Raw genomic sequence first — 23,587 nt, forward strand, 5'->3', positions numbered from 1 at the left:
CGGCTCTATGCCGTGGCCGGTCGCGGCTTGCGTACGGGGGCGCGCTTGGGCTTCGACGGCGGCTCCGAGTCGATCCCGCCGTCGACGGCACCCGAATCGATGGGGGCCTTCGCCTTGGGGAACTCGATCGGCGGAACGTCCGAGAGGGGACGCTTGTCGCTCGAGAGCCACTGCGGGCGCTCGGGCAGCTGCACGATGTCTTTGAAGATCTCGGCGATCTGGTTGTGGTCGAGCGTCTCGTGCTCGAGGAGCGCAGCCGCGAGCCGGTCGAGGATCGCCCGGTTCTCGTTGATGACCTCCCACGCCTCGTCGTGCGCCTTCTCGATGAGGGCGCGCACCTCGGCGTCGACCCGCTCGGCGATGCGCTCGGAGTAGTCGCGCTGGTGACCCATGTCGCGGCCGAGGAACATCTCGCCGTTGGCCTGACCCAGCTTGACCGAGCCGATGTCGGCGCTCATGCCGTACTCGGTGACCATCTTGCGGGCGATCGAGGTCGCCTTCTCGATGTCGTTCGAGGCGCCCGTGGTGGGGTCGTGGAAGATGATCTCCTCCGCGACGCGTCCGCCCATGGCGTAGGCCAGCTGGTCGAGCAGCTCGTTGCGCGAGACCGAGTAGCGGTCTTCGATCGGCATCACCATGGTGTAGCCGAGCGCGCGTCCACGCGGAAGGATCGTGATCTTCGTCACCGGGTCGGTGTGCCGCATCGCGGCGGCGGCGAGGGCGTGGCCACCCTCGTGGTAGGCCGTGATGAGCTTCTCCTGGTCGCGCATCACTCTGGTGCGCTTCTGGGGGCCGGCAATGACGCGGTCGACGGCCTCGTCGAGGGCGCGGTTGTCGATCAGCTGCGCGTTGGAGCGCGCGGTCAGCAGGGCCGCCTCGTTCAGCACGTTCGCCAGGTCGGCGCCGGTGAAGCCGGGCGTCTTGCGAGCCAGCACTTCGAGGTCGACGGATGCGGCGAGCGGCTTGCCGCGCCCGTGCACCTCGAGGATCTTCTTGCGGCCGAGCATGTCGGGAGCATCCACGCCGATCTGACGGTCGAAACGACCGGGGCGCAGCAGCGCGGGGTCGAGGATGTCGGGACGGTTCGTGGCCGCGATCAGGATGACGTTGGTCTTCGGGTCGAAGCCGTCCATCTCGACCAGCAGCTGGTTGAGCGTCTGCTCGCGCTCGTCGTGCCCGCCGCCGAGCCCGGCGCCGCGGTGACGGCCGACCGCGTCGATCTCGTCGACGAAGATGATGGCCGGAGCGTTCTCCTTGGCCTGCTGGAACAGGTCGCGCACACGGCTCGCACCGACACCGACGAACATCTCGACGAAGTCCGAACCGGAGATGGAGTAGAAGGGGACGCCGGCCTCGCCTGCGACAGCGCGGGCGAGCAGGGTCTTACCCGTTCCGGGAGGGCCGTACAGCAGCACGCCCTTGGGGATGCGGGCGCCGACGGCCTGGAACTTCGCCGGCTCCTTGAGGAAGTCCTTGATCTCCTCGAGCTCTTCGATCGCCTCGTCCGAGCCCGCGACGTCATCGAACGTCACCTTCGGGCTCTCCTTGGTCACGAGCTTTGCGCGCGACTTGCCGAACTGCATGACCTTGTTGCCGCCGCCCTGCATGCCGGAGAGCATGATCCAGAAGAACACGCCGATCAGCAGCACCGGGATGAGGAAGCCGAGCGCCGACAGCAGCCAGTTGGGCTGGGGCACCTCGTCGTCGTATCCCTTGGGCAGGTTCGCGTTGTCGACGGCCTCGACCACATCCGTGCCACGAGGGGTCACGTAATAGAACTGGACCTGGCTGCCCAGCGTCTTGTCAGGCTGCAGCAGCGTCAGGTCGACGCGGTTCTCACCGTCGACGATCTTCGCACTCGCGACCTTGTCGTCTTTGAGGAGCTCGAGACCCTTCTGGGTCGACACCCCCTTGAAACCCGACATCGTGATCAGACTCGAGCCGATCCACACGGCGATGATGGCCAGCACGATGTAGAGAATCGGCCCGCGGAAGATCTTCTTGGCGTTCATGGTGCAGCCAGAGTACCGCCCCGCCGCTGTGCACCGCCTGCGTGTTCGCTCTCGGCGCGCTTAGCGTCGCCGAGTGCCCGCGGGCCTCGCGGTAGACAGGCTGTGCGGCTAGCTGTAGACCGCAGGAGCGAGGATGCCGACGCCCCTCAGGTTGCGGTACTTCTCCGCGTAGTCGAGGCCGTACCCGACGACGAACTGGTTCGGGATCTCGAAGCCGACGTACTTGACGTCGATGTCGACGCGCGCCGCCTCCGGCTTGCGCAGCAGCGTGCAGATCTCAATGGACTCCGGACCGCGCGAACGCAGGTTGGCGAGCAGCCACGACAGCGTGAGCCCCGAGTCGATGATGTCTTCGACGATCAGCACGGTCTTGCCGCTGAGATCGGTGTCGAGGTCTTTGAGGATGCGCACCACGCCGCTCGACGCGGTGCCGGAGCCGTAGGAGCTCACCGCCATCCAGTCCATCGTGATCGGCAGCTTGAGCTCGCGCGCGAGGTCGGCCATGACCATGACCGCGCCCTTCAGCACGCCGATCAGCAGCACATCCTTGCCGGCGTAGTCGCGCTCGATCTCGCGGCACAGCTCGGCGAGGCGAGAGCGGATCTGCTCCTCGGTGATGAGAATCTCGGTCAGGTCGTCGTTAACGTCCGTGAACTCCATGAGGGCGGTGCGGTCCTTAGGTCTGTGAAGAAAAAATGAGCAGCCCGTTCTGCCTGACAACTCTAACGCCTGGCAGGCTGAGTGCTTTCTGGCCGTGCCAGTCGGTGATCAGCTCCGTGACGGCGATGGTGTGCGTGCGGCTGAGCGACACCCCGAACTCCGACGAGACGACCAGACGGATGATCCGCTGACGCAGCGCCGGGGGGTCCGCCGATAGGCCGCGCACGTCCAGGGCGACGTGGCCGTCGTCGGTCTGCGTCACGAGCTCGAGCGCCCACTCGAGCGCGAGCCCGTCGAGCGCCTCGTTGTCTTCGCGGAGCTGCTCGGCCGTGCGGGCGAGCGCCTCCGCGACCCCCGGTCCGAGCTCCCGCTCCAGCACGGGCAGCACGGATGCCCGAACGCGCACCCGTGCGTACGACGGGTCGTCGTTGTGCGGATCGTCCCAGAACGGCAGGCCGCTCTCGGCGCAGAACGCCCTGGTCGTCTCGCGTCGGAGTGCAAGCAGCGGACGCAGCAGCCGGCCGGTGTCGGGCAGCATGCCCTGAAGACTCGTGGGGCCCGAGCCGCGGGCGAGACCGAGCAGCACCGTCTCGGCCTGATCGTCGAGGGTGTGGGCGAGCAGGATGCGCGCCGCTCCGGTCGCAGCCAGGGCCCGGTCGAAGGCCTCGTGGCGGGCGTTGCGGGCGGCGGCCTCCGGGCCCGTCGCCTCGTCGTCGACGCGCACGGTCTCCACGAGCACCGGGTCGAGGCCGAGCTGCTCCGCCTGGGCGGCCGCCGCAGCGGCCACGCGGTCAGAGCCCTCCTGCAGGCCGTGGTCGACGACCACGGCGCCGGCGCGATAGCCGGCCCGAGGCGCCTCGAAGGCAGTCGCTGCCGCTAGGGCGAGGGAGTCGGCGCCTCCACTGAGGCCGACCAGCAGGAGGGCGCCAGACGCGAGCGACTGCGGGCGCGCCGGGCCGTGGTCGTCGTGCGGGTCCGGCGTCGGGAGGGCGGCGGCGGCGGCGAGCGCCTCCCGTACCGCACGGCGCACATCCGCGATCGCCGGCGTGAGCCGTGGCCGGCGCGAGGGGTCCGGGGAGCCGTCTGCGTGCATCCCGTAACGCTATTGCACGAGCCTGTGGTCGCTCGCGGGCGAATCCGGTCGGCAGCGGGTCGCTGTATCGTGATTGCAGACTTTCAAACGAGGAGAGAGCTAGGCATGGCCGAATACGACGTCATCATCGAAATCCCCAAGGGCAGCCGCAACAAGTACGAGGTCGACCACAAGACCGGTCGTGTGTACCTGGACCGCGTGCTCTTCACGAGCTTCGTCTACCCCACCGACTACGGGTTCTTCGAGAACACCCTGGGCCTCGACGGCGACCCCGTCGACGTGCTCGTGCTCCTCGAGTACCCGCTCTTCCCGGGCGTGGGCGTGAAGGTCCGTCCTGTCGGCGTGCTCAACATGAGCGACGAGGCCGGCAGCGATGCCAAGGTCATCGCGGTGCCATACAAGGACCCGCGCTGGAAGCACATCCAGGATGTCAACGACATCCCCGAGGAGACCCGCAACGAGATCCAGCACTTCTTCGAGCGCTACAAAGACCTCGAGCCCGGCAAGTGGGTCAAGGTCGACGCCTGGGGCGACGCCGCCGAGGCGGAGGCGATCGTCGAGGCCGGCTTCAAGAAGCTCGCCGAAGAGGGCCACTGACCCTCTGCGCGGTTGACACAGGGGAAAGGCTCCCGACCATCCGGTCGGGAGCCTTTCTCGTTGCTGTCTGAGATCGTCAGGCGGAGGGGCGCGCCACCTGGTACCAGGGGGAACCCCAGACCGACTGCACCTTGACCACGTCGCCCTCGGTCGGAGCGGCGATCATCATGCCACCGCCGATGTAGATGCCGACATGGTAGAAGCTGCCGGGCCCGCTGCCCCAGAAGATGAGGTCGCCGGCCTGACGCTGGCTCGACGAGACGATCTGGCCGCGGCTCGCCGCCGTGTACCACTGGTCGTTCACCGAGTGGCCGCCGATGTAGATGCCCGCATACGCGTACGCCTTCATCGTCAGGCCGGAGCAGTCGAACGAACCCGGACCCTCGCCACCGAACACGTACGGCTTGCCGAGCTGGGCTCGTGCGTAGGCGATCGCGGTATCGACGGCGTTGCCGTTCGGCGGAGCGACGACGCCGCCCCCACCGCCTCCGGAGGTGTTCCCACCACCGGAGTTGCCGCCTGAGTTGCCGCCGGAATTGCCGCCGCCCGAGTTGCCGCCGCCGTTGTTGTTGTGCTGGGCCTCCTCTTCGGCCTTGCGGCGGGCCTCCTCCTCGGCGGCCTTGCGTGCGGCCTCGGCCGCCGCGGCTTGAGCGGCCTTGACGCGCTCGCCCTGAAGATAGGCCGCCTCGGTCTGGGTGGAGGTGTTCTTCAGCGTTGCCAGCTGCGCCACCAATTCGGTCGACTTCTGCTGCTGAGTCGCCAGCGCCGCCTGAGCCGCACTCTGCGCATCCTGCGCGGCCGCGAGGGCGTCCGACGCCTTCTTCGAGAGCGACTCGCGCGCGGTCTGCGCGACCTTGGCCTGCTGCGTGAGCGACTCGGCCGCGTTCTTGTCCTTGGTCGCCTGGGCGTAGACATCCTGCGACTGCGCGGTGAGCTTGCTCATCGTCCCCAGCTGGTAGAGCAGCTGGTCGGCCTCGGTTCCAGAGCCGCCCCCCTTGAGCATCAGGTCGACGGAGACGTCCCCGGCGCCGGACTTGGCGAGGTGTGACGCGAGCAGGCCGGCGCGCATCTGCGACGTCTTCGCCTTGGCCGCGGCTTCCTCCGCCTGCTTCTGCAGGCCACTCGCCTTGGCCGTCGCCTTCTCGAGCGCGATCTTCGCCTGGAAGTACGCCTCGGCGGCCTTCTCCGACTCGACGCGCGCTGCGTCCACACTGGACTGCAGTCCCGAGATCAACGTGGTGATGTTGGCGACCATTGCCTGCTGGTTGGCGACGTTAGCCTTCGCCTGCTGCACCTCGTTCCACGACGGGTAGTCGTCGGCGAACGCCGGCGGGGTGATCACACCGATGGATGCGGTGACGACGCCCATCACGCCGGCGCCGATGGCGATGCCGGGGCGGACCCGCGAATTCTTGTCGTTCTGGCTAGCCAAGTGGCGCCTGCCTTTCCCTCATGAACGGGATGCCGTCGATCTTCGTACCGTTGATGCGCACCTCGAAGTGGAGGTGGCAGCCGGTGGAGGCTCCCGTTGTTCCGACATGGGCGATCGGCTGACCGGCACCCACGTTCTGGCCGACCCCGACCATGATGCCGCCGTCGCGGATGTGCGCGTAGCCGGTCTCGACACCGTTTCCGTTGTTGACCAGGACGAAGTTTCCGTAGCTGCCGTTGGGTCCCGCGTATTCGACGGTGCCCGCTGCGGCGGCGTAGATGGGGGCATTGCAATAGGCGCCGATGTCGATGCCCATGTGCCAGGTGCTGCCGACGCCGCCGGGCGAAACACGCGGCCCGAAGCCGTCCGTGATCGAGCCCGCCGCGGGAACGGCCCAGCCCTGCGGTCCGACGTATCCGCCTGGCAGCCCGCCCGAGCCGGCGGCCGCCGCGCGGCGCGCAGCCTCAGCGACGCCCTTCTGGTAGCCGGCGACGGTTTTAGCCGTCTTGTCGCGGAAGAACGCGAGCTGCGCGTTCATGACGATGATCTGCTTCTGCTGCGCTGCGAGAGATGTCTCAGCGGCCTTCGCCGCGGCAGCGGCCGCAGCGAGTGCCTGCTGGGCCAGCACGCGGAGCCTCTCGCGCTCGGCCTTGGCCACCTTGGCCTGGTCGCCGAGTGCCTTCGCCGTGTTCTGGGACGACTTGGCGTCCGCATAGACCTTGTTCGACTGCTCGACGAGTTTCGACATACTGCCGAGGTCGGCGAGGAGCTTGTCGGGACTGGTGGCCGAAGCGCCGTTCCCGCTCAGGAAGAGGTTGGCAGTGAGATTGCGCCCGCCGCTGCGGTAGAGCTGGGCGGCCAGCTTGCCCGCCTGCAGGCTGGCGGCATCCGCCTTGGCCTTGCTCTCGTCGGCCTGTTTCTGGATCGTGGCGAGCTTGATGTTCTGGTCATCGAGTTTGGCTTGGGCGGCCTCGAGTTCTTTGCCTCGTTTGACGGCTTCGGCCTTCGTCTGCGCCACCTCGACTTTGAGCTGGGCGATGTAGGCGTTGATCTTGCTGACCTGTGCAGCGGCAGCGGACTAGTTCGCCTTGGCCTTCTGCACGTCCGACCAGCTGGGGTAGTCGGCGTAGGCCGGAGCGGCGACCGATCCGACGATCGCGACCATGCCGACGATGGCGGCAGCGAGCGCAGCGGTGAAGCGCCCGGGGCGCGCGCTCAGACCCCCGTGCTGGCGAGCCGGCCGGGGGTTGTGCGAGACCGTATCTATGCGTTTCATCGTTTCCTCGAACCCGTAGCTCGTGTGCGGCTTCAGTCACATGAGTCACACGGGTCCCGTTGTCAACGTGTGCAACTTTAGCAACACAGCCCCCAGAAGCCCAGGGTCGGTGGGCTCGGAGGGTCGACGGAAGACGGGGGACGACGCGCAGCTGCACGGACGGCCCGGCGGCCGTCGAGTGCGAATGTAACGCGACACGAGCGCTTAATGGTGGCGATTCGCGGCTGGTCGCGGTCTCGTCCGGAATCCGGTTTCGCACGCGCAACGGCCTGACCCGCCCGGGATTCTGGCTCGATTGGAAATTGCCGCCGGGATTCCGTATGCTTATGCGTCGGTGGTCATGCGGATCGCGGAAGCGGCCCGAGGCTGTCCGGCCCCATCGTTTAGTGGCCTAGGACGCCGCCCTTTCACGGCGGTAGCACGGGTTCGAATCCCGTTGGGGTCACTGGCAACACATATAATCGAATAGCTTCACATCGAGGCCCTGTAGCGCAGTTGGTTAGCGTGCCGCCCTGTCACGGCGGAGGTCGCGGGTTCAAGTCCCGTCAGGGTCGCCACGGCGAGAAGCCCTTCCGAAAGCGGTTCACCGCTTGGAGAAGGGCTTCCGTCTAGAGGCCGACACAGTTTCGCTCGAGACTGACCCGGCTTCGGCTCTGTAGCTCAGTTGGTAGAGCGTTCGACTGAAAATCGAAAGGTCACCGGATCGATGCCGGTCGGAGCCACTGCCCCGTTTCCAGGCTTCTACTGGGAGCGGGGCTTTTTTGCGCCCTGCGCGCGGTAGCTGTGCAACTGACGGAGGCCTATGACAGCGGGTCCTGTGCTTTCTGCTTGAGCCGTTCGTAGGGTGTGCTGCCTGCGAGGGCTCCGTGTGGTCGATCGTAGTTGTAGTAGTCCTCCCATTGTTGGAGGCGGTCGTTGAAGAGGTTGACGTCGTCGATGACCTGGCCCTCGAGTAGCCGGTAGAACTCCTCGGCGTCGATCCGGTGCGAGCGCTCGACCTTGCCATTCAGGCGTGGCGTGGCCGGTCTGATGCGGATGTGGTCGATGCCCTTGTCGAGCAGGTGCCAGTGGAAGGACTGGCCGAACTCGGTGCCGTTGTCGGTCTGGACTTTCTCGACCTTGAACGGCAGCTTGGAGAGCACGTGATCGATGAACCGGATTGCGGTCTTCTGATCGTGGGTCGGGTAGGCCTTCAGCACCCGCAGCCGGGTGCAGTCATCGATGGCGGTGTATTGGTAGTAGCGCTTCTTCTTGCCCGTCTGGCCCAGCGGTTCGATGAACTTCACATCCACCTGCAAGGCGTGGCCGGGGCGTTGCTTCTCGTAGCGTTTCCACCGGATCTCCCTGCGCTTGTAACGCTGCGAGGCCGGCAGCCGGTTCAGGCCGACCTTCTTCAAGATCCGCCAAACCCCCGAGACGCTGATCGTGACGTCGTGATACCGCTTCAAATACATCGCGATCTTCTCCGGCCCGAAGTGATACTGCTGACGCAGCCAAAGGATTTTCTCCACCACCTCCGCATCGGTCGCAGTCGGCGAGTAGTGCGGGGCGCTGGAGCGATCTCTCAGACCGTCGAAGCCCTCGGCCTCGTAGCGCTTGAGCCAGTGGTAATAGGCCTGGCGGCTGATGCCGTAATACCGGCAGGTCGCTGCGACGTTACCGCTGACTTCCTCAACGTGCCGCAACACCGCGAGCTTGTGATTCGCCCGCCGCTCGAGCTCCCGCTCGGCCGACGCAGAGAGTGTTGATGTCATGAAGTCTTCCTCCCAAATGGAAGACCCGAGTGTCAACAACCTCCGTCAGTTTTATACCTGCGCGCGGTAGCCGGAATCGGCGTTTGACTACATTTTGACTACAACTGAATGAGACGCCCCGTCGTTCAAAGCGGCGGCAACAGCATCCAGGTCATCGTCCGAAGAGATCCGCGTAAACGTCCAAGGTCATCGCGGCGGACGCTCCCTCATAGGCCAATGCATCGGTCGCGCCGAGATAGACCATCCATTCTCGGCAGAGCTCAATTGCCTCTTCGTCCGATACGCCGAACGGCCTAGGGGCTGGTTCTTGATACGTCACGACCCAAGTGTCCATCAGACTGCTGACCACACGGTCACCAGTCTCGCGGTCCGGCTTCGTCCGAGTGTGGGCGCACCCGTGGCTCGATAAGGTACTCGGCCATAGGTGTGACGTCCTGGTCACAGGGTGCGGAGCCGAAACGTGGTTCGCCGCCAACCGACGACGTTCGGCCTAGCTGTTTAAGCGATCGGCCCCAATCACAAGCCGAGCAGCGCTACTCAAGATTCGTGGTGTCTCCGCTTCCGCCATTGCGCGGACAGTTGGCTCTAGAGGCGAGAGGGCTCCTTTCAACCCGTACCGTTGGAGCGCGTGAATGGTTCTGAGGGGCACACTAATGCCGTCAGCGGTCAGCAATGACTTCAAGCGATCAATTAGTTGCGCGGGCGTATCCGTCTCGTGTTCGGCCAGCACGCGCGCAATCGCGTGCGCAGTCTCGGCCCGAACGTCCACGTTCTCGTCGTACGACAACTGGAGCAGCAAGTAGTACGCCCACGTTGCATCACGCACCGCCGAGACCGCGCTCGGAACTGATCTGGCCGCCTCGAATCGAGACCCATCATCACCGGACGACCAGAGCATTAGCTGGTCGAGGATCGCATCGTCACTGACGATCTTTAGGGCCGCTCCCGCTCGCAACGCCTCCGGAAACCCATCGGCGACTTTGGCACGAGCGAACGACATTCGCGAGGGCGAACTCGCAATTGCCTGCCAATTGTTGGCGAGGGACCTACGAACTAAGTCCGGAACATCTGACGGGAAGTTGCTTATGCGCTCCAACGAACGGGCCTTCAAGACAGCATCGATCGCGGGGCTTGTGAGGAGATCCACAACATCGGCCCAAACCTCCCTCGAGTCGAAACGTATGGCGAACGCAACCGCGATGTCCCCCGCGTCGCCGCCGCCGAAGGAAAGAACTCCTCTCGCAGCTTGCTCCTTTTCAGCGGCCAGCGCTGCCCGCACAATCCCTTGTGCCTCATCTCTCTGCGCGATAGACGGTTCGTGATCGTGATCGTCCAAGACCCTTGCGACCCCAAGTAGATCTCGAAGTTCGCCAGTGCGCTTTAGCTCGAGCTTCTCGCGAACGGTTTCACGTAGCTCTGTGTCGTCGTCACTTTCGAGGTACCAATCGCGCCACCTATTCCGAATAGGCTCAGCGACCAGTGCCCAATCAATACCCTCGAGAACCCGACCAAGTGTGGAAACAATAGGCTCGTCAACGCCCTCGACCGCAACCCTGAAAGCCTTCTCCGCGATCTCGCTCTCCGCGCCGCTTCCCGGGACGAGGCTCCTAAGTGTTCGCCACATACGGTCATTAGCGGACCAACCAGCGGGGCCATTTAGTTGCTCAACCTCGGTCAAGCGTTCGGCCAATTGAATACCGCGATGTAGTTCGTCTGGATCAAGCAAGTCCGATGCGAAATCTAGGACTAACAAGTCAGTCTCTGTCACCCTGTCGACGGACGGTGAGCGATCGAGAACGGTTCGGGCTTCGCGATACAGCGCGTCGCTCGGGCCCTCTGCTCGGATAAACCGCAATGCCGTTTGAAGCGGTCCAGTGCTGTCCGCCTGGCGAAGCAACCGGATTCCTTCGCGGGTGTCGAAAATCGCATTGCCACCGGTTAGAAGCCGAAGCCTTCCGAGCACTTCGCGCGCTCTGGACATGAGCGATGTTGAACCTGAAAGCTCCGCTATGAGGTACGCAGCGTAGGCAAGTTCCGAGACCGGCGTTCGACCCATAACGATCTTCCCTGAGTTGGACTCGTACCGAGCTTCCCACTCATCAAGGAGCACCCGCGAGTCGCGCTCCTCAAAAACTCCGGCAACTCGGTAGTCGATCCAAGTTGCCTTGCTCCGAACAGCTTCGGTCCAGCTGTCGTCTCGCATGAACTGAAGGTGTCCCCACTCGCCCAGCGCTCTACGACGAAGGGTTTCGAGAATGTCGATCTGTACCTGGTCGGATCCCCAGCTGATCCCTTCGGTCACGTCAAAGGGTTCGAACGTGCTCCTGTCTATTGTCTCGAGAATCGCCAGACACTCGGTACAAGCCTCACGAGCCAGGTCGAACTGTCTCGCGTCTTGGAGGCGTGCGGTCAGAAGCAAAAGCAAATAGGCCTGGATCAAATTGTGGCTGTCGGCGAAGCCACGAGGATCAAGGCCACGGCCGGTCCTCTCAAGGCGTGTCAAGGCATCGGCTGCATCTTCCGGCCTATCAAGCTCGAACAAGCCGAGCGCGCCAAAAGCGGCCGACGCAGCTCGTTCACCAAACGACAAGCGTTTGTCATTGGCACGCATGAACAGGCCCTCAGTGGCCTTCTCCTGAAGCTCCCACGAAAGTGATGAAGCAGCCAGAAGCGGGGTGCCATAGCCCTCACCAGACGCGAGTGCGTCAGAGACAAGCTCCTCATCGGAGTCGTAATGGCGTCGCTCAACCACGAGCGCGAGCCTTGTCGCGTCGGATTTGATGGGGGCCGTGAAATTGGGGTGGATGGAGACCGTCCATGGTGCAACTACGGCTGCAAGCCACTCGACACCGGTTGTCGTCACAAGTCGTCTCCTCTGATGGTGAGATGCTCTTTTTTCGCCACGCTCCTGCCCGAAAGGTCTTTCTGTCGGACATACGTCGCTAAGAGTTGCTTCAAGCTGTATCCAAGCTCCGGTACTGTATTAGCCCTGTACGCGGATGTGAGCGGGACTTGGGCCGGCACCTGTGCAGCGAGCAGTTGCCGTACGGGACCAATGGAAAGATCTGGCGCGCACCTGTCACATGCCACGAGAACGACGGCCTCTAAGCTGCCCAACGGATAGCCGAGTACCCATTCCGCGACCTTTCGTCCATTCACGACAAGCTGATGATCAGCAGCGCGATACGCGACCACCAAAACGCCGACCGGCTCTCCGCGCTCCGCAAAGCGCACGTCGTAGTCCTGTTGTAATTCCCCCACGACGTCCATCAGGCTGGCTCGCCAGGCAATATCTCCTAGGTGAACCGCTTCCACCCAGCCAATGGTCGCTCCGACACCGGCCATCAACGATCGATCACCAGATACCGGCGATCGATGAACAAGCCAGTCATGGACCCGCGACCGCCACCTTCGCAGGCAGTCGAATCAATATCAACAAGCAACGTCGGTGAATCCCCCTCGACGTCTGAAGCAGCGACTCGAACCACCGTTAACCGATCGATTCTTGGGCAAGTCTTCTGAGCCCCGTCGAGACCGGCACCTGTCAAGCGCGCGGAATACGACCCAAGGTTTGCAACGAATGCGAACGTCAACGCGACGCAGACGGCAGCTGCCGCAAGTCCAGCTAGCCATTTTCCCCACCGGAGATAAGACTTGATCCGCTTGAGGACCGCCTCCCCATGTTGGCTCAGCCTCCGCTGCTTCTCTTCGTCCGTCTCGTCAGGCGCGGGCTTGCTGTCGGCGAAGTAGATGGCGCCAGCGCCGAAGGCAATGGTCGCAAACACAAGCAGCACGAAGCTGCCGATCCCGACAAGTAAGGCCCAAGATCCTTGCTGCTGCCCCTGTTGTACAAAAAGAGCAGCAGCCAATACGCCCGCGGCCGCGCCGCAAAGTGTGGCCATGCTGGCGCAACGAGCTCGATAGGTCGCGTTTCGCTCGGCAGCCGCCCGAAGGTCCTCCGCCAAGCTTTCCACCATGAGTGCACACTACAATTTGTTTGCGACCTAGACGCGCTTTTGACCGGAGCGCCATCCGTGTCGAGAGCAGGGGCGCTGACAGATACCGGGACAGCGAGGAGCAATATCCGTCGCTGGAATCAGTGCGACGACGCCTGCCGGCAGGGTTTTTGGAAGAGCCGAAGCCCACTTTTGGGGCGTGATGCGAATGAGCCAAATCCCAAAGCGTTGAGTAAACGATGAGTTTGGCCAAAAACCATTGACCGGGTACTCGGGCTGCAGCCCTCTTTCCCAGTGTTTTACTGGGATTCCGGGCCGCGCGAGTGTAGTTCAATGGTAGAACTTCAGCTTCTCGGAACGTGGGAAACTCACGTCGATGGCCAAGGCTAAGACCTCCATGTAGACCGACAGCTGCCAGGCGCGGTTCGCTGTGCGGCGGCTCGCACGACTGAGGCGTGAGGGTATCTATGTACCCGTCGCGCGCTGGCTACCGAAACCTAGCTCCATCAAAACTCCGCGTACGAATCGAAGCTCTGTCGGGGCAGCTTGGTTAGTTGGTCCTGACAGCATCGGGGAAGTGGCTTCCCAGTTTCGTTACGAAAGCGGATCCCTAACCCACATTCAGTTCATTCCGGGAGTGTCGAGATGCGTGTGATTAATCGTTACCGCGCCCGAAATGCTCATGCAGCCGGCTTCAGCCTCGCCCCTGAACGATGCCGGTCCGGCAATCGTCAATTTTCCTATTGAGAAGAGCTTTGCCGTGATCTTGGAGTCGATGGTCGTGGACGGAGGAAGCGCGATGCTCCTTCCGTTTGAGCAGTCTTTTTGCGTGCCCGGGACCAAAAGTTGAAGAGAATGCGACCGTGCATCGGCGCTAACGACGTTAAATCCCTGAAGCGCCTGAAAACTATCAGCGACAATTGTGAGGTTAGCGCTTAGGTTCAGCGTCATTCCCTGGAGAGTCACGGACGCGCAGTTGCTTGCCGACTTCCGGAGGTCAAGGAATGAATCGGAGATGATGGTTGCGGTGACCCCTCCCACACTGTCGGGGGCGGAGCTCATGGTGCAGCCCGGACTCGCAGTACGCGCTTTGGACCATGCGGGCGCATTGTTGCGCGCGGCGGTGTCATTCATCCACGCTCGCCACGTCAGCGGGTTGTACCCCGGCCATTGTTGGCTATCGACAGTGAGTGTGTGCATCGGAATCGCTGCGGGTGACGTAATCGGAGAATTGTCGGTAATCGCACCTCCTACATTTCCGCTCTCTCGAAGCTGGGCTATCGACTTGCCATCAAGCGATGTGAATGTTCCGGCAGACATGATCGACCCGTCTACATGAGCCGTTGATTGATATTTAACCGTTCCGGTCGTCGTGATGGAGCCGCCCACGATTGGGCTGCCGTCGACGACGATGTTTCCGCCGGCAAACACGTCTCCATCTATGCGGCAGCTGCTTGTGAGATGAGCCGAGCCCGTCGCTACGACGTTGCCATGCACGTGGGCCGATACATCACAAACAAAGTCGCCGTTCGCATACACGTTGGACCCGGCGGACGGCAGATCAAGCTGGTTTGTAAGGTTCAATGAACCACCAGAAAAGAGCGCGGATGTAGGCTGGCCGCTTTCGCTGGGGGTAACTGCAACGGGCGCACTAGGTGTGCTCGTGCCCTCGCTGTTGGCAACTGACAACGTGAGGCGGGCAGTCAGCCCATTGGTGAGCCCGAATACGGGCCAGGCAACTTTGACCGCGTTTGAGGCGGATCGGGACGCAATGCCGCTTGGCAATGTCCCCAGATCCGGTCTGAATGCGGAGAGCACGTTTCCTTCCTGGTCGCGGATGATGTACACGTTTCGCGGATCCGTGCTCGTCGCTGTGAAGGAGACGGTCGCCATGTTGTTTCCGGGAATCGCAAACAGGTCTGGCGCGCTATCGGGGACCACGATCCCTGGGAGAACGGTAATCGCAGTCTTGGTGTCCGATACCAGACCACTGGCACTGCGCGCGCGCAAGCTGACCTCAAAGGTTCCTGGGGAAAGAAATTCGGTTGATGCCCTCGCATCCCCGGTGAGCTTGACGCCCACGGGTACCGGGTCGTCCGAGCTCACGGAATCGATCAAGTCCCCTGCGGTCTGCTGACGCATCAGCGTGGCGCCGCCGCCTTGGTCGTCTCCCGTGCCGTTCTCGAACTGCCATCCGTATTGCTGAACACCGTCAGCAGGATCGCCCGGCTCCGATCCTCCTGCGCTAAACAAACTCTTCTCACCTTGTGTTACGGAGAGCGGGACAGTGAGCGCGGAGGTGGGCGCAGAGATGCCCCGGCGTACTGCCTCAGCAACAATGTCCCCACTTGCTTCGAATGTGCGTTGCGGGAATCCCTGCCCGTAGTAGGTGAGGATGTCCTGCCACCATTCGACATCGCTCCGGTCCGTCGAGATAACGGACTGGACGCGGATGCCTTTGTCTTCGATTTTCTGGCCAACCTGGCGTAGGTAAAGTCCTGACCCGAGCTCCGGTCCACAATCGTCTGAGCAAGCTTCCTGGCCCTGATCCCCCTGACTGGGTCCGTTATGGATTTTCGTTCCTGTCACCGTAACGATGAGCTTTCGAGCGTCGGGCCTCCAGGGAAGGTCCAAAGCCGTGGTCACACCGGTCAGGCCACTCGCCGTCGGGCTTTGCCAAGGCAAGACGGCGTTTCCTCCGCCAACCGGTATCGCTTCTATCCCGCCGACAATCGCCTGCGTGCTGGTGGTGAAAGGAACATCCACTTTGGACACATACGCGTCGTTTGCGCCCTTGAAATCGACGACCGCAATTCTGTAGTCAGCGGTGCGCCCTGCGACCGCGGAGACTAGTTTTTGCGCTTCTGCCTGAATGGCCGGCAGGCGCCAACTCATCGCATCCGAAGAATCGAAAACGTAAGCAACATCAACGGGATCTGCCGTGATGGGCGCGGGTGAGACACCAAGCGCCTGCGCTACGCGACGCGACGCACGGCGGGTAGAGCCATCGTCGACGTAGCTCTCGTGTTCCGCGAATAGGCCCTCGCCCTTGAGACCGGTGATTTGAGTGAGATGCGCCGCGTCCACGACGTCAGTCGCCGGAAGGTTTGGGAACTCCGCATGGTATTGCGCCCCGCAGATTGGGTCGCCGTTGTGGCAATACGAAAAGACTGGTGCATCGAGTAAGTCTTTCCACTTATCGCGAGTCCCGAGAGCGCCGTTGTAAGGAAGTCCGAAGTTACTTAGGTCCGCATCCGAATCGGCCTGGTTGAAGTACGGGTCTCCGAATACTGCAACAGCCGAAACTGCCTGCCTGACTTCGGGGGAAAGCTCTGTAATCGCCCGCCCAATGACCTCGGCGCCCTGCGAGTAACCGGCGAGAATGAACTTCGTTGTTGAGCAGTTGTTATGTGCGTCCACCAGCCGCATCACGGTCGCGTTCACTCCACCCTGGACCGAGTCATCGTAAGGTCCACGGGCGTGCATGAACGCCAGCAGGCCGAAAAGAGTGTCGGGGAACCCATCGATGCCGACCGCATTGTAATGAACCGCTTCGCCCTCAATGGAAACAGATGCCTTGAGGTTCGTGTAGAAATCGAACACAGGACGGCCCATCCCCTGAAATTGCCCCGAATAGTCGGCGCTTTCACCCGACCCGCGTGCACCGAGCAGCAAGTAGTCGGGCCCACAGGCCTCTTGCCCCTGCGCCATGGTCGCTGGACCAACGCACGCACTGATCGCCAACACCAGCGTGGTCAAAACCGCAAAGACTGATCGACGCATTCTTCCCCCATTTGCATCGTGAGAACCTGTACACATGCTGGCCGTGCAATACACGCCGGGACAGACACCAAATCGGGGGGGTGCCGTGTGAGCAAGTCAGTCAGCGGGTGAGAGTGACGACCACACCATCGCTGTGAACCACAACGGAATGGTCGTCGGGATCCGTGAACGACTGTCCCGCGGAAAGTTCGTCTGCCGTCGCCAAAGGCTCTCCAGGACCACCCAGCCGAGTCCACGCATTCCCGGAAACATGTCGGTATCCAGCCTTCTCGAGCGCAGAAACCAGCCGATCGTACGCATCCGGGCCACCTATGAACGCTTCGTAAGTCGTCGGGCCGGCGAGGCCGCCGCCGTAGCGGTACTCGTGATCGATCGGGCCAATCGCATGAAGATGCAGCTCGTCAGCAAGCACGTTCACCTTCGCGAATTTCGCCTGATCGTTCCCAACAATGGCAACCGCAATCCCGCCCGCGACCACGAGCGCAAGCGCGACAATCAACGTCCACCAGAACGCACGTCGATTCTTCGACTTCGGCCAAGGGAACCCTCCCCGCTTGACTGAAAGTTCTGCGCGTTGTTCTTCCATCTGCTAGACGCCGTCCCAACAGCTCGTGTTCGTCGTTCGAGGGGCTCGGACCAACCGGGCGGGCTGCTAATTGACTGCCTCACCCATTCCAGACGGTACTAAATGATGGCATCCATTGGCGCCCCCACGAACGGGGCCCAGCAACCGAGGCGGGGCGCACTGAGCCTTCGGTTGGGGTCCTCGCTTCGCTGCCGTTTGACTACATTCTGACTACAAACGAGTGATATCCAAATGGATCTAGCGTTATCACAGGGCAACTATTTCCCCGATAAATCAACGATCTGTCATCGTATGAGACCTTACGACACCCCCTGACTTCGACTGAAAATCGAAAGGTCACCGGATCGATGCCGGTCGGAGCCACCATCAAAACCCCCGGGTAACCGGGGGTTTTCTTGTTTCAACGGGCGATTCCGCCGGGGCGTTCGCGAGCCTGTGCCATTAATGTGCCATTAAGGTCGGCGGGGGCCCGCCGTCTGGTTCGTTTCGGTGGTTCGCCGGCTGTGCTCTTGAGTGCATCGTTCAGTGCTGCGCCCGCTCGGAGCGCGACGCCCTCGCGGGCCTGCGAGTAGCGCTCGGTGACCTGCAGGCTCGAGTGCCCGAGCGTCGCCTGCACGTCGGGCGCGCTCGCTCCGGCGTCGAACAAAATCGTCGCGAACGTGTGCCGAAGGTCGTGGATGCGCAGATCGGGTCGGCCAATCGCCTCGCGCAGCGTCTCCCAGTCGGCACCGCGGCGTGCGTTGTGGTTGGTGAGCCGGCCGCCGTCTGGACCGGCGAAGAGCAGGTCGCTCCCCTGCTTGCCGCGGGCCGCCGTCTCGGCGTAGGGACGGAGCGCGTCGATCAATGGAACGTCTCGGGACTTGTGGCTCTTCGGCGACTGCTCGATCAGCTCGCCGCGCTGGCCAGGGCTCAGCGATCGACTGACCCGGATGATGCCGCGCTCGAAGTCGACGTCGCCGACGCGCAGCGCGGTCGCCTCCCCCGCTCGCATGCCGGTGTAGACGAGCGCCGCGAGGTAGCCGCGGTAGGCGCCCTCGGGAAAGAGATTGAGCAAGGTCTGAATCTGCTCGAGCGTGAGCGCCCGCGAGACCGGCGAGATCGAGTCGCGCATGCTCGGCCGCTTGACCTCGCGCGCCGGGTTGTAGTCGATGAACCGCGAGCGGCGGGCACCGTCGAGCAAGCGCGAGAGCACCGCGAGCGCGCCGTTCTTCGCGGATGCTCCGCCCGACCACCCCACCATCGCCGACTCGATCATCGGCGAGGTGATGTCTTCAAGCCGGTGCCGGCCCAGGCTCGGCTTCACCCGCAGCCGCCAAGCCACACCATAGCTACGCCCGGTCGCCGGCCGGATGGACGACGCGATCGCCGGCCAGTACTTCTCGTGCCATTGCTCGAGGGTCATCGACCCGTTCGGGTTGCGGCCGGCGACGGCCTTCGCGAGCTCGCGCTTGGCCTCGGCGAGGGTGAGGAAGGTGCGCGACCGTTCGGCCGCTCCCCCGTCGACGCTCGGGCCCACGACGCGGATCTGCTAGCGCTGCCGATCGGCACGCCACCGGATGCCCTCGGGCAGCGGGCGACCCGTGCGCGGGTCGACCCGCGACGGGGTGTCCTTCGTCGGCCGCCCGGCCATCAGTGTTCCGTTCCACCTCGCGCGAGCAGCTCGTCGATCGTGTCGGCGCTCCAGAGCAGGTGCTTGCCCATCCGAGCATCGGGCTCGGGGATGAGTCCGTCGTGGCGCAGCTTGTCGAAGCTCGAGACCGGGATGCGGCATCGCTCGGCCGCCTCGACTCTGCTCAGGTACTCGACCCTCAGCGCGACGTCGACCATGGTGCACCCCTTCGGCTAATCACCGCAGTGTTGGCATCTCGTGCATGCCAGCGCAAGCGTGGCTATTTGCAAGTACCTGAGAATATCATGATCGTGCAGATTTCGGCAAGTACCTGAGTTGAGTGGTTAGACTCGACGCATGCCCGCCTCGACTCCCCGCCCTGGTGACCAGTCGTACGACGGCCTGCTCGTCGCCGACGACCTGCCCGAGGGGTGGTACCTGCCCGGCCGATTCCCCGGCGAGCGCGAGGACGACGCGAGCGAGCAGATCGATCAGGTACTCGGCTACGACGATCAGGGCTCGCCGGCCGACTCCGACCAGAACGAGACCACCGGCGGACGCTGGCGCTACCTCGAGCACACGGCAACGCATACGCGAGTGATGATCCGGCTGCAGCGTCAGCTCTTTGCTGTACCGGAAGAGGTGCGCATCACGGGCGTGATCTACCTACCATGGCGACCCGGCGACCCGATCACGAGCCAACTCCTGCGCGAACTGCCCACTGCCCGCATCGAGGCCGCGATCAACAAGCGCCTCTTCGCGATGAAGCGCACCGAGACGATCACCGGCGGGAAGATCGTGCTGCCATCAGGGCGGAAGGTCAGCGAGCGCGACCTGCTGAAGCCGCTGGGCGACCCGAAGAAGGTGGCGGACTTCTACGAGCTGGTCGCGCTGCAGCATGGCCGGCTCACTCAACAGGGTGACGCCAACCCAAGCGCGACGATGGCGCAGATCAATCGCGTGGCGCTGTCGACGGCACAGGGGTGGATCACGAAGGCCCGCGAGCGCGGGCTCCTGCCACCCGGTCGCCGGGGGCGGGCGGGTTAACCATGCGACGGGTCGGAGGCCTGCACATTCAGCGGCAGCTCCGAGACAAGGTAAATCGGATTAGCGCCTGGAGACCCACCTGATCGCTGCTACCGGACGGGCCCATCGTTCCAGTTGGCGCTCCTTTAGGGCCATCTTCACCGGGCGAGGTAAGCGAAACGAGACTTCGCACGATCGAGGTGGGTGCGGTCGAGATCAACCGTCCGGCGGCTAAGGACCGGCACTCGTACGCGGTCGACTGTCGCTCGAGCAGCGATCGACGCCGAGCAGGGAACGACGCCCGCCCGCGCCGAGGGACTTTGCCTATCGGGGACCCTGCCTAGTGCCGGCTCAGTCGAGACCAGCTACGCCCTCGGTTTCCGGGACACGCCTGACGACTCCCTTGACGAGGGTCTTCCGCGGTCGCCAGTCGATGCCGCTCCCGCGCCAGAACTGGTCGAATTCCGCCTCTATGTCGGTCTTCAGCTCTTCCAGCTTGGCGTAGAACACCAGATCCGTCTGAGTCAGCTTTGGACCCTCGCCCTTCATACGGTTTCTCAGTGCGTCGAGCTCATCGTCCACGCGGCGCAGAGTTATGCCCGCAGCACTGGTGAACCCTTGTCGGTGGGCGTTGTCCCGGATTTCGGCTTTCGCCTGCCGCGCCCCCTCCTGCAAGGCGTCTCCAACGAACTCGCCTACACGTCGAATGTGCTCATCCATCCGTGGCCGCCTTTGCTCTCGAGAAGGTGTCAACGTCCACCGTAGCTCCGCTTATCAGCGCTTCCCACTCTCGAGGGGCGGACACCGGCTCGCCTGCCCCACCGCCCCGAGTTGCGTCGGGTACCGGCTTCCGGTCTTCGTGCTGCTGTGAGTTGAGCCACCGAGCGTTGTGCTTTCGAGGTTGCCTTTGCGACTGAGTTTGGAGGGTGATGGGCTGCCTGCACAGGCTGGAAGGTCACCTGCACAGCGTTCGTTGTGGAACGCTCGATGCTCGCAGTTGGAGCCTGCCCTAGAGCCACCGCATGGCCTTCATCACCGCGCCACCTAGTTCTGCGAACCGCGGCTCAACACCGAGGTCCGGCATCGCCCTCCGGGCACGGCGCTGACGAAGCCGCTGAGGAGGCGACCGCCTTGAGCAGCTGACCACAGCTCGTGCCAGGTGGATTGCCCGCGGGTGGTCGTCAGCGTCGCTTCGTGCGCCTGCGGGCCGAGTTCGACGTCGAGGACCTGGTCGTTGGCGGGTCACCAGAATCCAATTGCGCCCCCACTTCGGTCGCCTTCTGGATGAACGCGTCGCGAATGCCGGAATCGAGTCCCCAGGTCCCCATCAGGCGACTGGTGCCGATGAGCGTCGCTCCCCATACGGTGGCGCTGTACTTGCCGAGGTTGTCGCTCGGCAGCACGATAACCGGCGTCCGGACAGCGGCGAGCCCTGGGAGCTCGGTCAGCGATTCGGTGAAGACCGATTCGCCATGCGAGACGCCGGAGAGATGTGAATACACGGCACGGAAGTCGCGTGGTGCCACTCCCGATTGCTGAAGGAAGTTCGTCACGAGACTGGTCGGCCCCGGCACCGATTCCGACGGCTCGATCGGTGGGATCTCATCGCGAGCTCGGCTCGCTCGCGCGATCGCGTCGGAGATGCTCTCTGCCGACAACATTTGGATGCCCCGTCGGTCGCCGGCCTCGAGCTCGGCGACAATCATCGCCCGGGCGCGATACTCGGCCGCTAGTGCGGTGTGAGCACCGAGTATCCACCAGATTCGGCCCCAAGTCTCCAGGAGGCTCCGTTCAACCGCGGCTACCGAAGGTCCGTGCGATCCGGGGAGGTTGAGCAGACCCGCAAACGCCGCCAGATGGTCTGTCGCCACCGCATGGTGAAGCTGGACCAACCGAGACGCTTCGTTGATCCGCCGTGACTCGTCGCGTTCGAGGATCCCTGACGGCGCCGTCGCACCAAGGGCGTCGCTGACCGCGATACTGACGGGCACCAACCGCCGCAGGGACTGGGCTACGGCGCGCCGCTCAGGTCGATTCGAACTATATGTCGGCACGATTGATTCCCTTTAGCTGGCTGGTGTCCTTCCGGAAGCCTATGGCCCTGGCCGACGAGCGACTTTCGCGCAGCGGTCGTCGCACGATGCGTGGCTCCCGGACGTTTCCGACGGTCCCGAACGTCTCCGACGGTCCCGAACGAGGACACCAGGCCGGCTGTGCGGATTTTCGCGCCGAATGCTCTACCGCTGAGGGTCCATGCTTCGGACGCGAGCCCTTTCCTCGACTGCCGCCGGCCAGGTCGGCCCACGTGGCGCTCACCCACGAAGCAGGGTGAGTGGTTGCCACGTCGCAATGGCCGCGAGACACCCACGGTGGGCACTCGACGGACAAGCGGCGAACGACCTCGTCCTCAGCTCTCACCCCCTCTAGATTCTCGGCGGGGTGCGCAATCTCCGACCGGGTGTTTTCTGACAAGCTGGCGACGTGACCGAACTCCAGTTCTTCGAACGCATGCAGAAAGCGATGACTACGCAGGCCGAGGACGTCTGGGACATGGTGCACCATTCGCGCACGCTGGGATATCGGCTGCGGCTGGGCGAGGTCACTGCGACCGAGCACAGCTTCTTTCGACTTCGCGAGTTCTGGACGAAACGTGTCTACATAGTGACCAACGAGCCCGATGAGCTGGCCACAGGAGCGGACTGGGAGTGGCTTATCGGCCACCAGGACGATTGGGTTCAGATTCGCGTGCAGGCCAAGATTCTCAACAGGAACGGACGCTTCGCTGAGCTCGGCCATCCACACAGCACTGGGCAACAGCTGGAGCGTCTCATAAATCCAGACCCCGCCGACGTCCTTTGCCGATGGTTGCCGCTCTACGTCTTCTACGCGGCCGAGCCAGCTGCTGGAATTGCAGTAGCTCGGAACGCGGGTTGCAGCGCGCAGCTCGCGACTCACGTCCGCGATAGGTATGGGAAGCCTCCAGCGGGCCGCGCCACGCTAAAGGCCGACGCTCACCTCCCAGGGAGCATCCCTTGGGCAAGCGTCTTCGACGGCCTCGTCTCCCAACTTCGAGCTGGAAAGTCACTGGCCGAGATCGTGGCAGCTCTCGCGAACCGTCCCCTTCCGGCAGTGATTAATCGCATCGACGACTTCTGGGACGTGAACATCTCCGACGGCACCTGCGACAGAGGGCTGCCATCCTACGTGCGCCAGATCGTTCGACGGGAAGGCGACGATTTCGATGACGCGCCGGTTGCCCGGCTCGAGGTGAACACCACCGCACGCGGCCGCGACAGAGCGCCCAATGACCGGGTCACTCGCCCTGTAGGCAATGAGATGAGGCTCGCTCGAAGCTTTGACGAGGATGACTCGTATGCGCCCCTGCCGTCTCGATCAGTCGTGCTTGAACCGTCTGATCATGATCGCGCCCAGATTTCGCTTCCGAGTTTCGTCTCAGTCATCGACATTGACCGCGTGGACTCGTTCTCAGATTGAGGAAGGGAATTGGCTCCCGCAGACCATTCTTGTGGAACGGTTGGGGTCGTCAGAGCGACGCGCCCGGCGCCAACCGCTACCGACAAAATCAGCGGTACACGGAGCCCTCCGGCCGCGCGCATTGCCTGGTTTGAGATCCGTCAACGACTCAATGGCGATCCTCGCATGCCGCTGAGAAGTAGAACCCGGCACCGTGAGTAGCCGCCTTTTCGGACGGCTTCGAAGCTGCGGCATCTCGACACCCTGCGTCACCGCATTTCCGCGTGAATGCACATATGCTACCGTAGATAGTTGCAAGAACCTGAGGC

The 23,587-nt window shown here is 63.4% G+C and carries 19 protein-coding genes and 3 tRNA genes; 6 read left to right on the forward strand and 16 right to left on the reverse strand.

Going from position 1 to position 23,587, the window contains the following annotated elements:
* Positions 1 to 5 precede the first annotated feature (5 nt).
* From ftsH to tilS, 3 genes are all read right to left on the reverse strand, one after another.
* Positions 6 to 2,012 (reverse strand): ATP-dependent zinc metalloprotease FtsH, encoded by a 2,007-nt coding sequence (ftsH, locus tag PKE84_RS04525; protein ID WP_271176024.1) that lies wholly within the window; start codon positions 2,010 to 2,012, stop codon positions 6 to 8.
* Between the two features lie 108 nt (positions 2,013 to 2,120).
* Positions 2,121 to 2,672, reverse strand: coding sequence for a hypoxanthine phosphoribosyltransferase (gene hpt / locus PKE84_RS04530; protein WP_271176025.1), 552 nt, complete (start codon positions 2,670 to 2,672; stop codon positions 2,121 to 2,123).
* 16 nt (positions 2,673 to 2,688) lie between these two features.
* Complete coding sequence (gene tilS, locus PKE84_RS04535) at positions 2,689 to 3,765, reverse strand: tRNA lysidine(34) synthetase TilS (protein ID WP_271176026.1); 1,077 nt, start codon at positions 3,763 to 3,765, stop codon at positions 2,689 to 2,691.
* Positions 3,766 to 3,870: 105 nt separating this feature from the next.
* On the opposite strand from tilS, the gene ppa reads away from it, so the two are divergent.
* Complete coding sequence (gene ppa, locus PKE84_RS04540; RefSeq protein WP_271176027.1) at positions 3,871 to 4,362, forward strand: inorganic diphosphatase; 492 nt, start codon at positions 3,871 to 3,873, stop codon at positions 4,360 to 4,362.
* A gap of 76 nt (positions 4,363 to 4,438) precedes the next feature.
* Here ppa and PKE84_RS04545 read toward each other — a convergent pair whose 3' ends face one another.
* The 3 genes from PKE84_RS04545 to PKE84_RS04555 are packed head-to-tail and all read right to left on the reverse strand — an operon-like array spanning position 4,439 to position 7,070.
* Entirely contained in the window at positions 4,439 to 5,794 is a 1,356-nt protein-coding gene (locus PKE84_RS04545) for a C40 family peptidase (RefSeq protein ID WP_271176028.1), read from the reverse strand.
* Entirely contained in the window at positions 5,787 to 6,812 is a 1,026-nt protein-coding gene (locus tag PKE84_RS04550; RefSeq protein ID WP_271176029.1) for a M23 family metallopeptidase, read from the reverse strand. Before PKE84_RS04550 ends, PKE84_RS04545 begins: the two co-directional genes overlap by 8 nt.
* 60 nt (positions 6,813 to 6,872) lie before the next feature.
* Positions 6,873 to 7,070, reverse strand: a complete 198-nt coding sequence (locus tag PKE84_RS04555) for a hypothetical protein (RefSeq protein WP_271176030.1) — start codon at positions 7,068 to 7,070, stop codon at positions 6,873 to 6,875.
* Between the two features lie 372 nt (positions 7,071 to 7,442).
* Here PKE84_RS04555 and PKE84_RS04560 point away from each other — a divergent pair.
* From PKE84_RS04560 to PKE84_RS04570, 3 genes are all read left to right on the forward strand, one after another.
* Positions 7,443 to 7,515 (forward strand) — tRNA-Glu (locus PKE84_RS04560).
* Between the two features lie 35 nt (positions 7,516 to 7,550).
* A tRNA-Asp gene (locus tag PKE84_RS04565) sits at positions 7,551 to 7,627 on the forward strand.
* A gap of 92 nt (positions 7,628 to 7,719) precedes the next feature.
* Positions 7,720 to 7,792, forward strand: a tRNA-Phe gene (locus PKE84_RS04570).
* Positions 7,793 to 7,870: 78 nt separating this feature from the next.
* Here PKE84_RS04570 and PKE84_RS04575 read toward each other — a convergent pair.
* The 8 genes from PKE84_RS04575 to PKE84_RS04610 all read right to left on the reverse strand — a co-directional run bounded on the left by PKE84_RS04575 (position 7,871) and on the right by PKE84_RS04610 (position 18,976).
* Positions 7,871 to 8,824, reverse strand: a complete 954-nt coding sequence (locus tag PKE84_RS04575) for an IS481 family transposase (RefSeq protein ID WP_271176031.1) — start codon at positions 8,822 to 8,824, stop codon at positions 7,871 to 7,873.
* 490 nt (positions 8,825 to 9,314) lie between these two features.
* Positions 9,315 to 11,687: a hypothetical protein gene (locus PKE84_RS04580; RefSeq protein ID WP_271176032.1), complete on the reverse strand. Its 2,373-nt coding sequence runs from the start codon at positions 11,685 to 11,687 to the stop codon at positions 9,315 to 9,317.
* The gene (locus PKE84_RS04585) at positions 11,684 to 12,169 is read right to left on the reverse strand and encodes a hypothetical protein (RefSeq protein WP_271176033.1); all 486 of its coding nucleotides are present in this window, start codon (positions 12,167 to 12,169) and stop codon (positions 11,684 to 11,686) included. Before PKE84_RS04585 ends, PKE84_RS04580 begins: the two co-directional genes overlap by 4 nt.
* Entirely contained in the window at positions 12,169 to 12,801 is a 633-nt protein-coding gene (locus PKE84_RS04590; protein WP_271176034.1) for a hypothetical protein, read from the reverse strand. The genes PKE84_RS04585 and PKE84_RS04590 overlap by 1 nt, the downstream gene beginning before the upstream one ends.
* A 600-nt stretch (positions 12,802 to 13,401) precedes the next feature.
* Positions 13,402 to 16,539 (reverse strand): cutinase family protein, encoded by a 3,138-nt coding sequence (locus PKE84_RS04595; protein ID WP_271176035.1) that lies wholly within the window; start codon positions 16,537 to 16,539, stop codon positions 13,402 to 13,404.
* Positions 16,540 to 16,663: 124 nt separating this feature from the next.
* The gene (locus PKE84_RS04600; RefSeq protein ID WP_271176036.1) at positions 16,664 to 17,149 is read right to left on the reverse strand and encodes a hypothetical protein; all 486 of its coding nucleotides are present in this window, start codon (positions 17,147 to 17,149) and stop codon (positions 16,664 to 16,666) included.
* A gap of 400 nt (positions 17,150 to 17,549) precedes the next feature.
* Entirely contained in the window at positions 17,550 to 18,665 is a 1,116-nt protein-coding gene (locus tag PKE84_RS04605) for a tyrosine-type recombinase/integrase (protein WP_271176037.1), read from the reverse strand.
* A gap of 113 nt (positions 18,666 to 18,778) precedes the next feature.
* Complete coding sequence (locus PKE84_RS04610; RefSeq protein ID WP_231429994.1) at positions 18,779 to 18,976, reverse strand: hypothetical protein; 198 nt, start codon at positions 18,974 to 18,976, stop codon at positions 18,779 to 18,781.
* Between the two features lie 139 nt (positions 18,977 to 19,115).
* Here PKE84_RS04610 and PKE84_RS04615 point away from each other — a divergent pair, with 139 nt between their 5' ends.
* Positions 19,116 to 19,805, forward strand: coding sequence for a hypothetical protein (locus PKE84_RS04615; protein ID WP_271176038.1), 690 nt, complete (start codon positions 19,116 to 19,118; stop codon positions 19,803 to 19,805).
* 330 nt (positions 19,806 to 20,135) lie between these two features.
* On the opposite strand, the gene PKE84_RS04620 is transcribed toward PKE84_RS04615, so the two are convergent.
* Entirely contained in the window at positions 20,136 to 20,504 is a 369-nt protein-coding gene (locus PKE84_RS04620; RefSeq protein WP_271176039.1) for a hypothetical protein, read from the reverse strand.
* Positions 20,505 to 20,965: 461 nt separating this feature from the next.
* The gene (locus PKE84_RS04625; RefSeq protein ID WP_271176040.1) at positions 20,966 to 21,775 is read right to left on the reverse strand and encodes a hypothetical protein; all 810 of its coding nucleotides are present in this window, start codon (positions 21,773 to 21,775) and stop codon (positions 20,966 to 20,968) included.
* A gap of 490 nt (positions 21,776 to 22,265) precedes the next feature.
* On the opposite strand from PKE84_RS04625, the gene PKE84_RS04630 reads away from it, so the two are divergent.
* Entirely contained in the window at positions 22,266 to 23,279 is a 1,014-nt protein-coding gene (locus tag PKE84_RS04630) for a DUF6615 family protein (protein ID WP_271176041.1), read from the forward strand.
* The last annotated feature ends 308 nt before the right edge of the window (positions 23,280 to 23,587 follow it).

Source organism: Leifsonia poae (assembly GCF_027921845.1).
Taxonomy (GTDB): domain Bacteria; phylum Actinomycetota; class Actinomycetes; order Actinomycetales; family Microbacteriaceae; genus Leifsonia; species Leifsonia poae.

Excerpts from the sequence above, each read along its gene's own strand:
- PKE84_RS04555 (WP_271176030.1), bottom strand. The coding sequence starts at position 7,070 with ATGAAACGCATAGATACGGTCTCGCACAACCCCCGGCCGGCTCGCCAG.
- PKE84_RS04615 (WP_271176038.1), top strand. The coding sequence starts at position 19,116 with ATGCCCGCCTCGACTCCCCGCCCTGGTGACCAGTCGTACGACGGCCTG.
- PKE84_RS04600 (WP_271176036.1), bottom strand. The coding sequence starts at position 17,149 with ATGGAAGAACAACGCGCAGAACTTTCAGTCAAGCGGGGAGGGTTCCCT.
- tilS (WP_271176026.1), bottom strand. The coding sequence starts at position 3,765 with ATGCACGCAGACGGCTCCCCGGACCCCTCGCGCCGGCCACGGCTCACG.
- ftsH (WP_271176024.1), bottom strand. The coding sequence starts at position 2,012 with ATGAACGCCAAGAAGATCTTCCGCGGGCCGATTCTCTACATCGTGCTG.
- hpt (WP_271176025.1), bottom strand. The coding sequence starts at position 2,672 with ATGGAGTTCACGGACGTTAACGACGACCTGACCGAGATTCTCATCACC.
- PKE84_RS04610 (WP_231429994.1), bottom strand. The coding sequence starts at position 18,976 with ATGGTCGACGTCGCGCTGAGGGTCGAGTACCTGAGCAGAGTCGAGGCG.
- PKE84_RS04575 (WP_271176031.1), bottom strand. The coding sequence starts at position 8,824 with ATGACATCAACACTCTCTGCGTCGGCCGAGCGGGAGCTCGAGCGGCGG.
- PKE84_RS04585 (WP_271176033.1), bottom strand. The coding sequence starts at position 12,169 with ATGGCCGGTGTCGGAGCGACCATTGGCTGGGTGGAAGCGGTTCACCTA.
- PKE84_RS04620 (WP_271176039.1), bottom strand. The coding sequence starts at position 20,504 with ATGGATGAGCACATTCGACGTGTAGGCGAGTTCGTTGGAGACGCCTTG.
- PKE84_RS04590 (WP_271176034.1), bottom strand. The coding sequence starts at position 12,801 with ATGGTGGAAAGCTTGGCGGAGGACCTTCGGGCGGCTGCCGAGCGAAAC.
- ppa (WP_271176027.1), top strand. The coding sequence starts at position 3,871 with ATGGCCGAATACGACGTCATCATCGAAATCCCCAAGGGCAGCCGCAAC.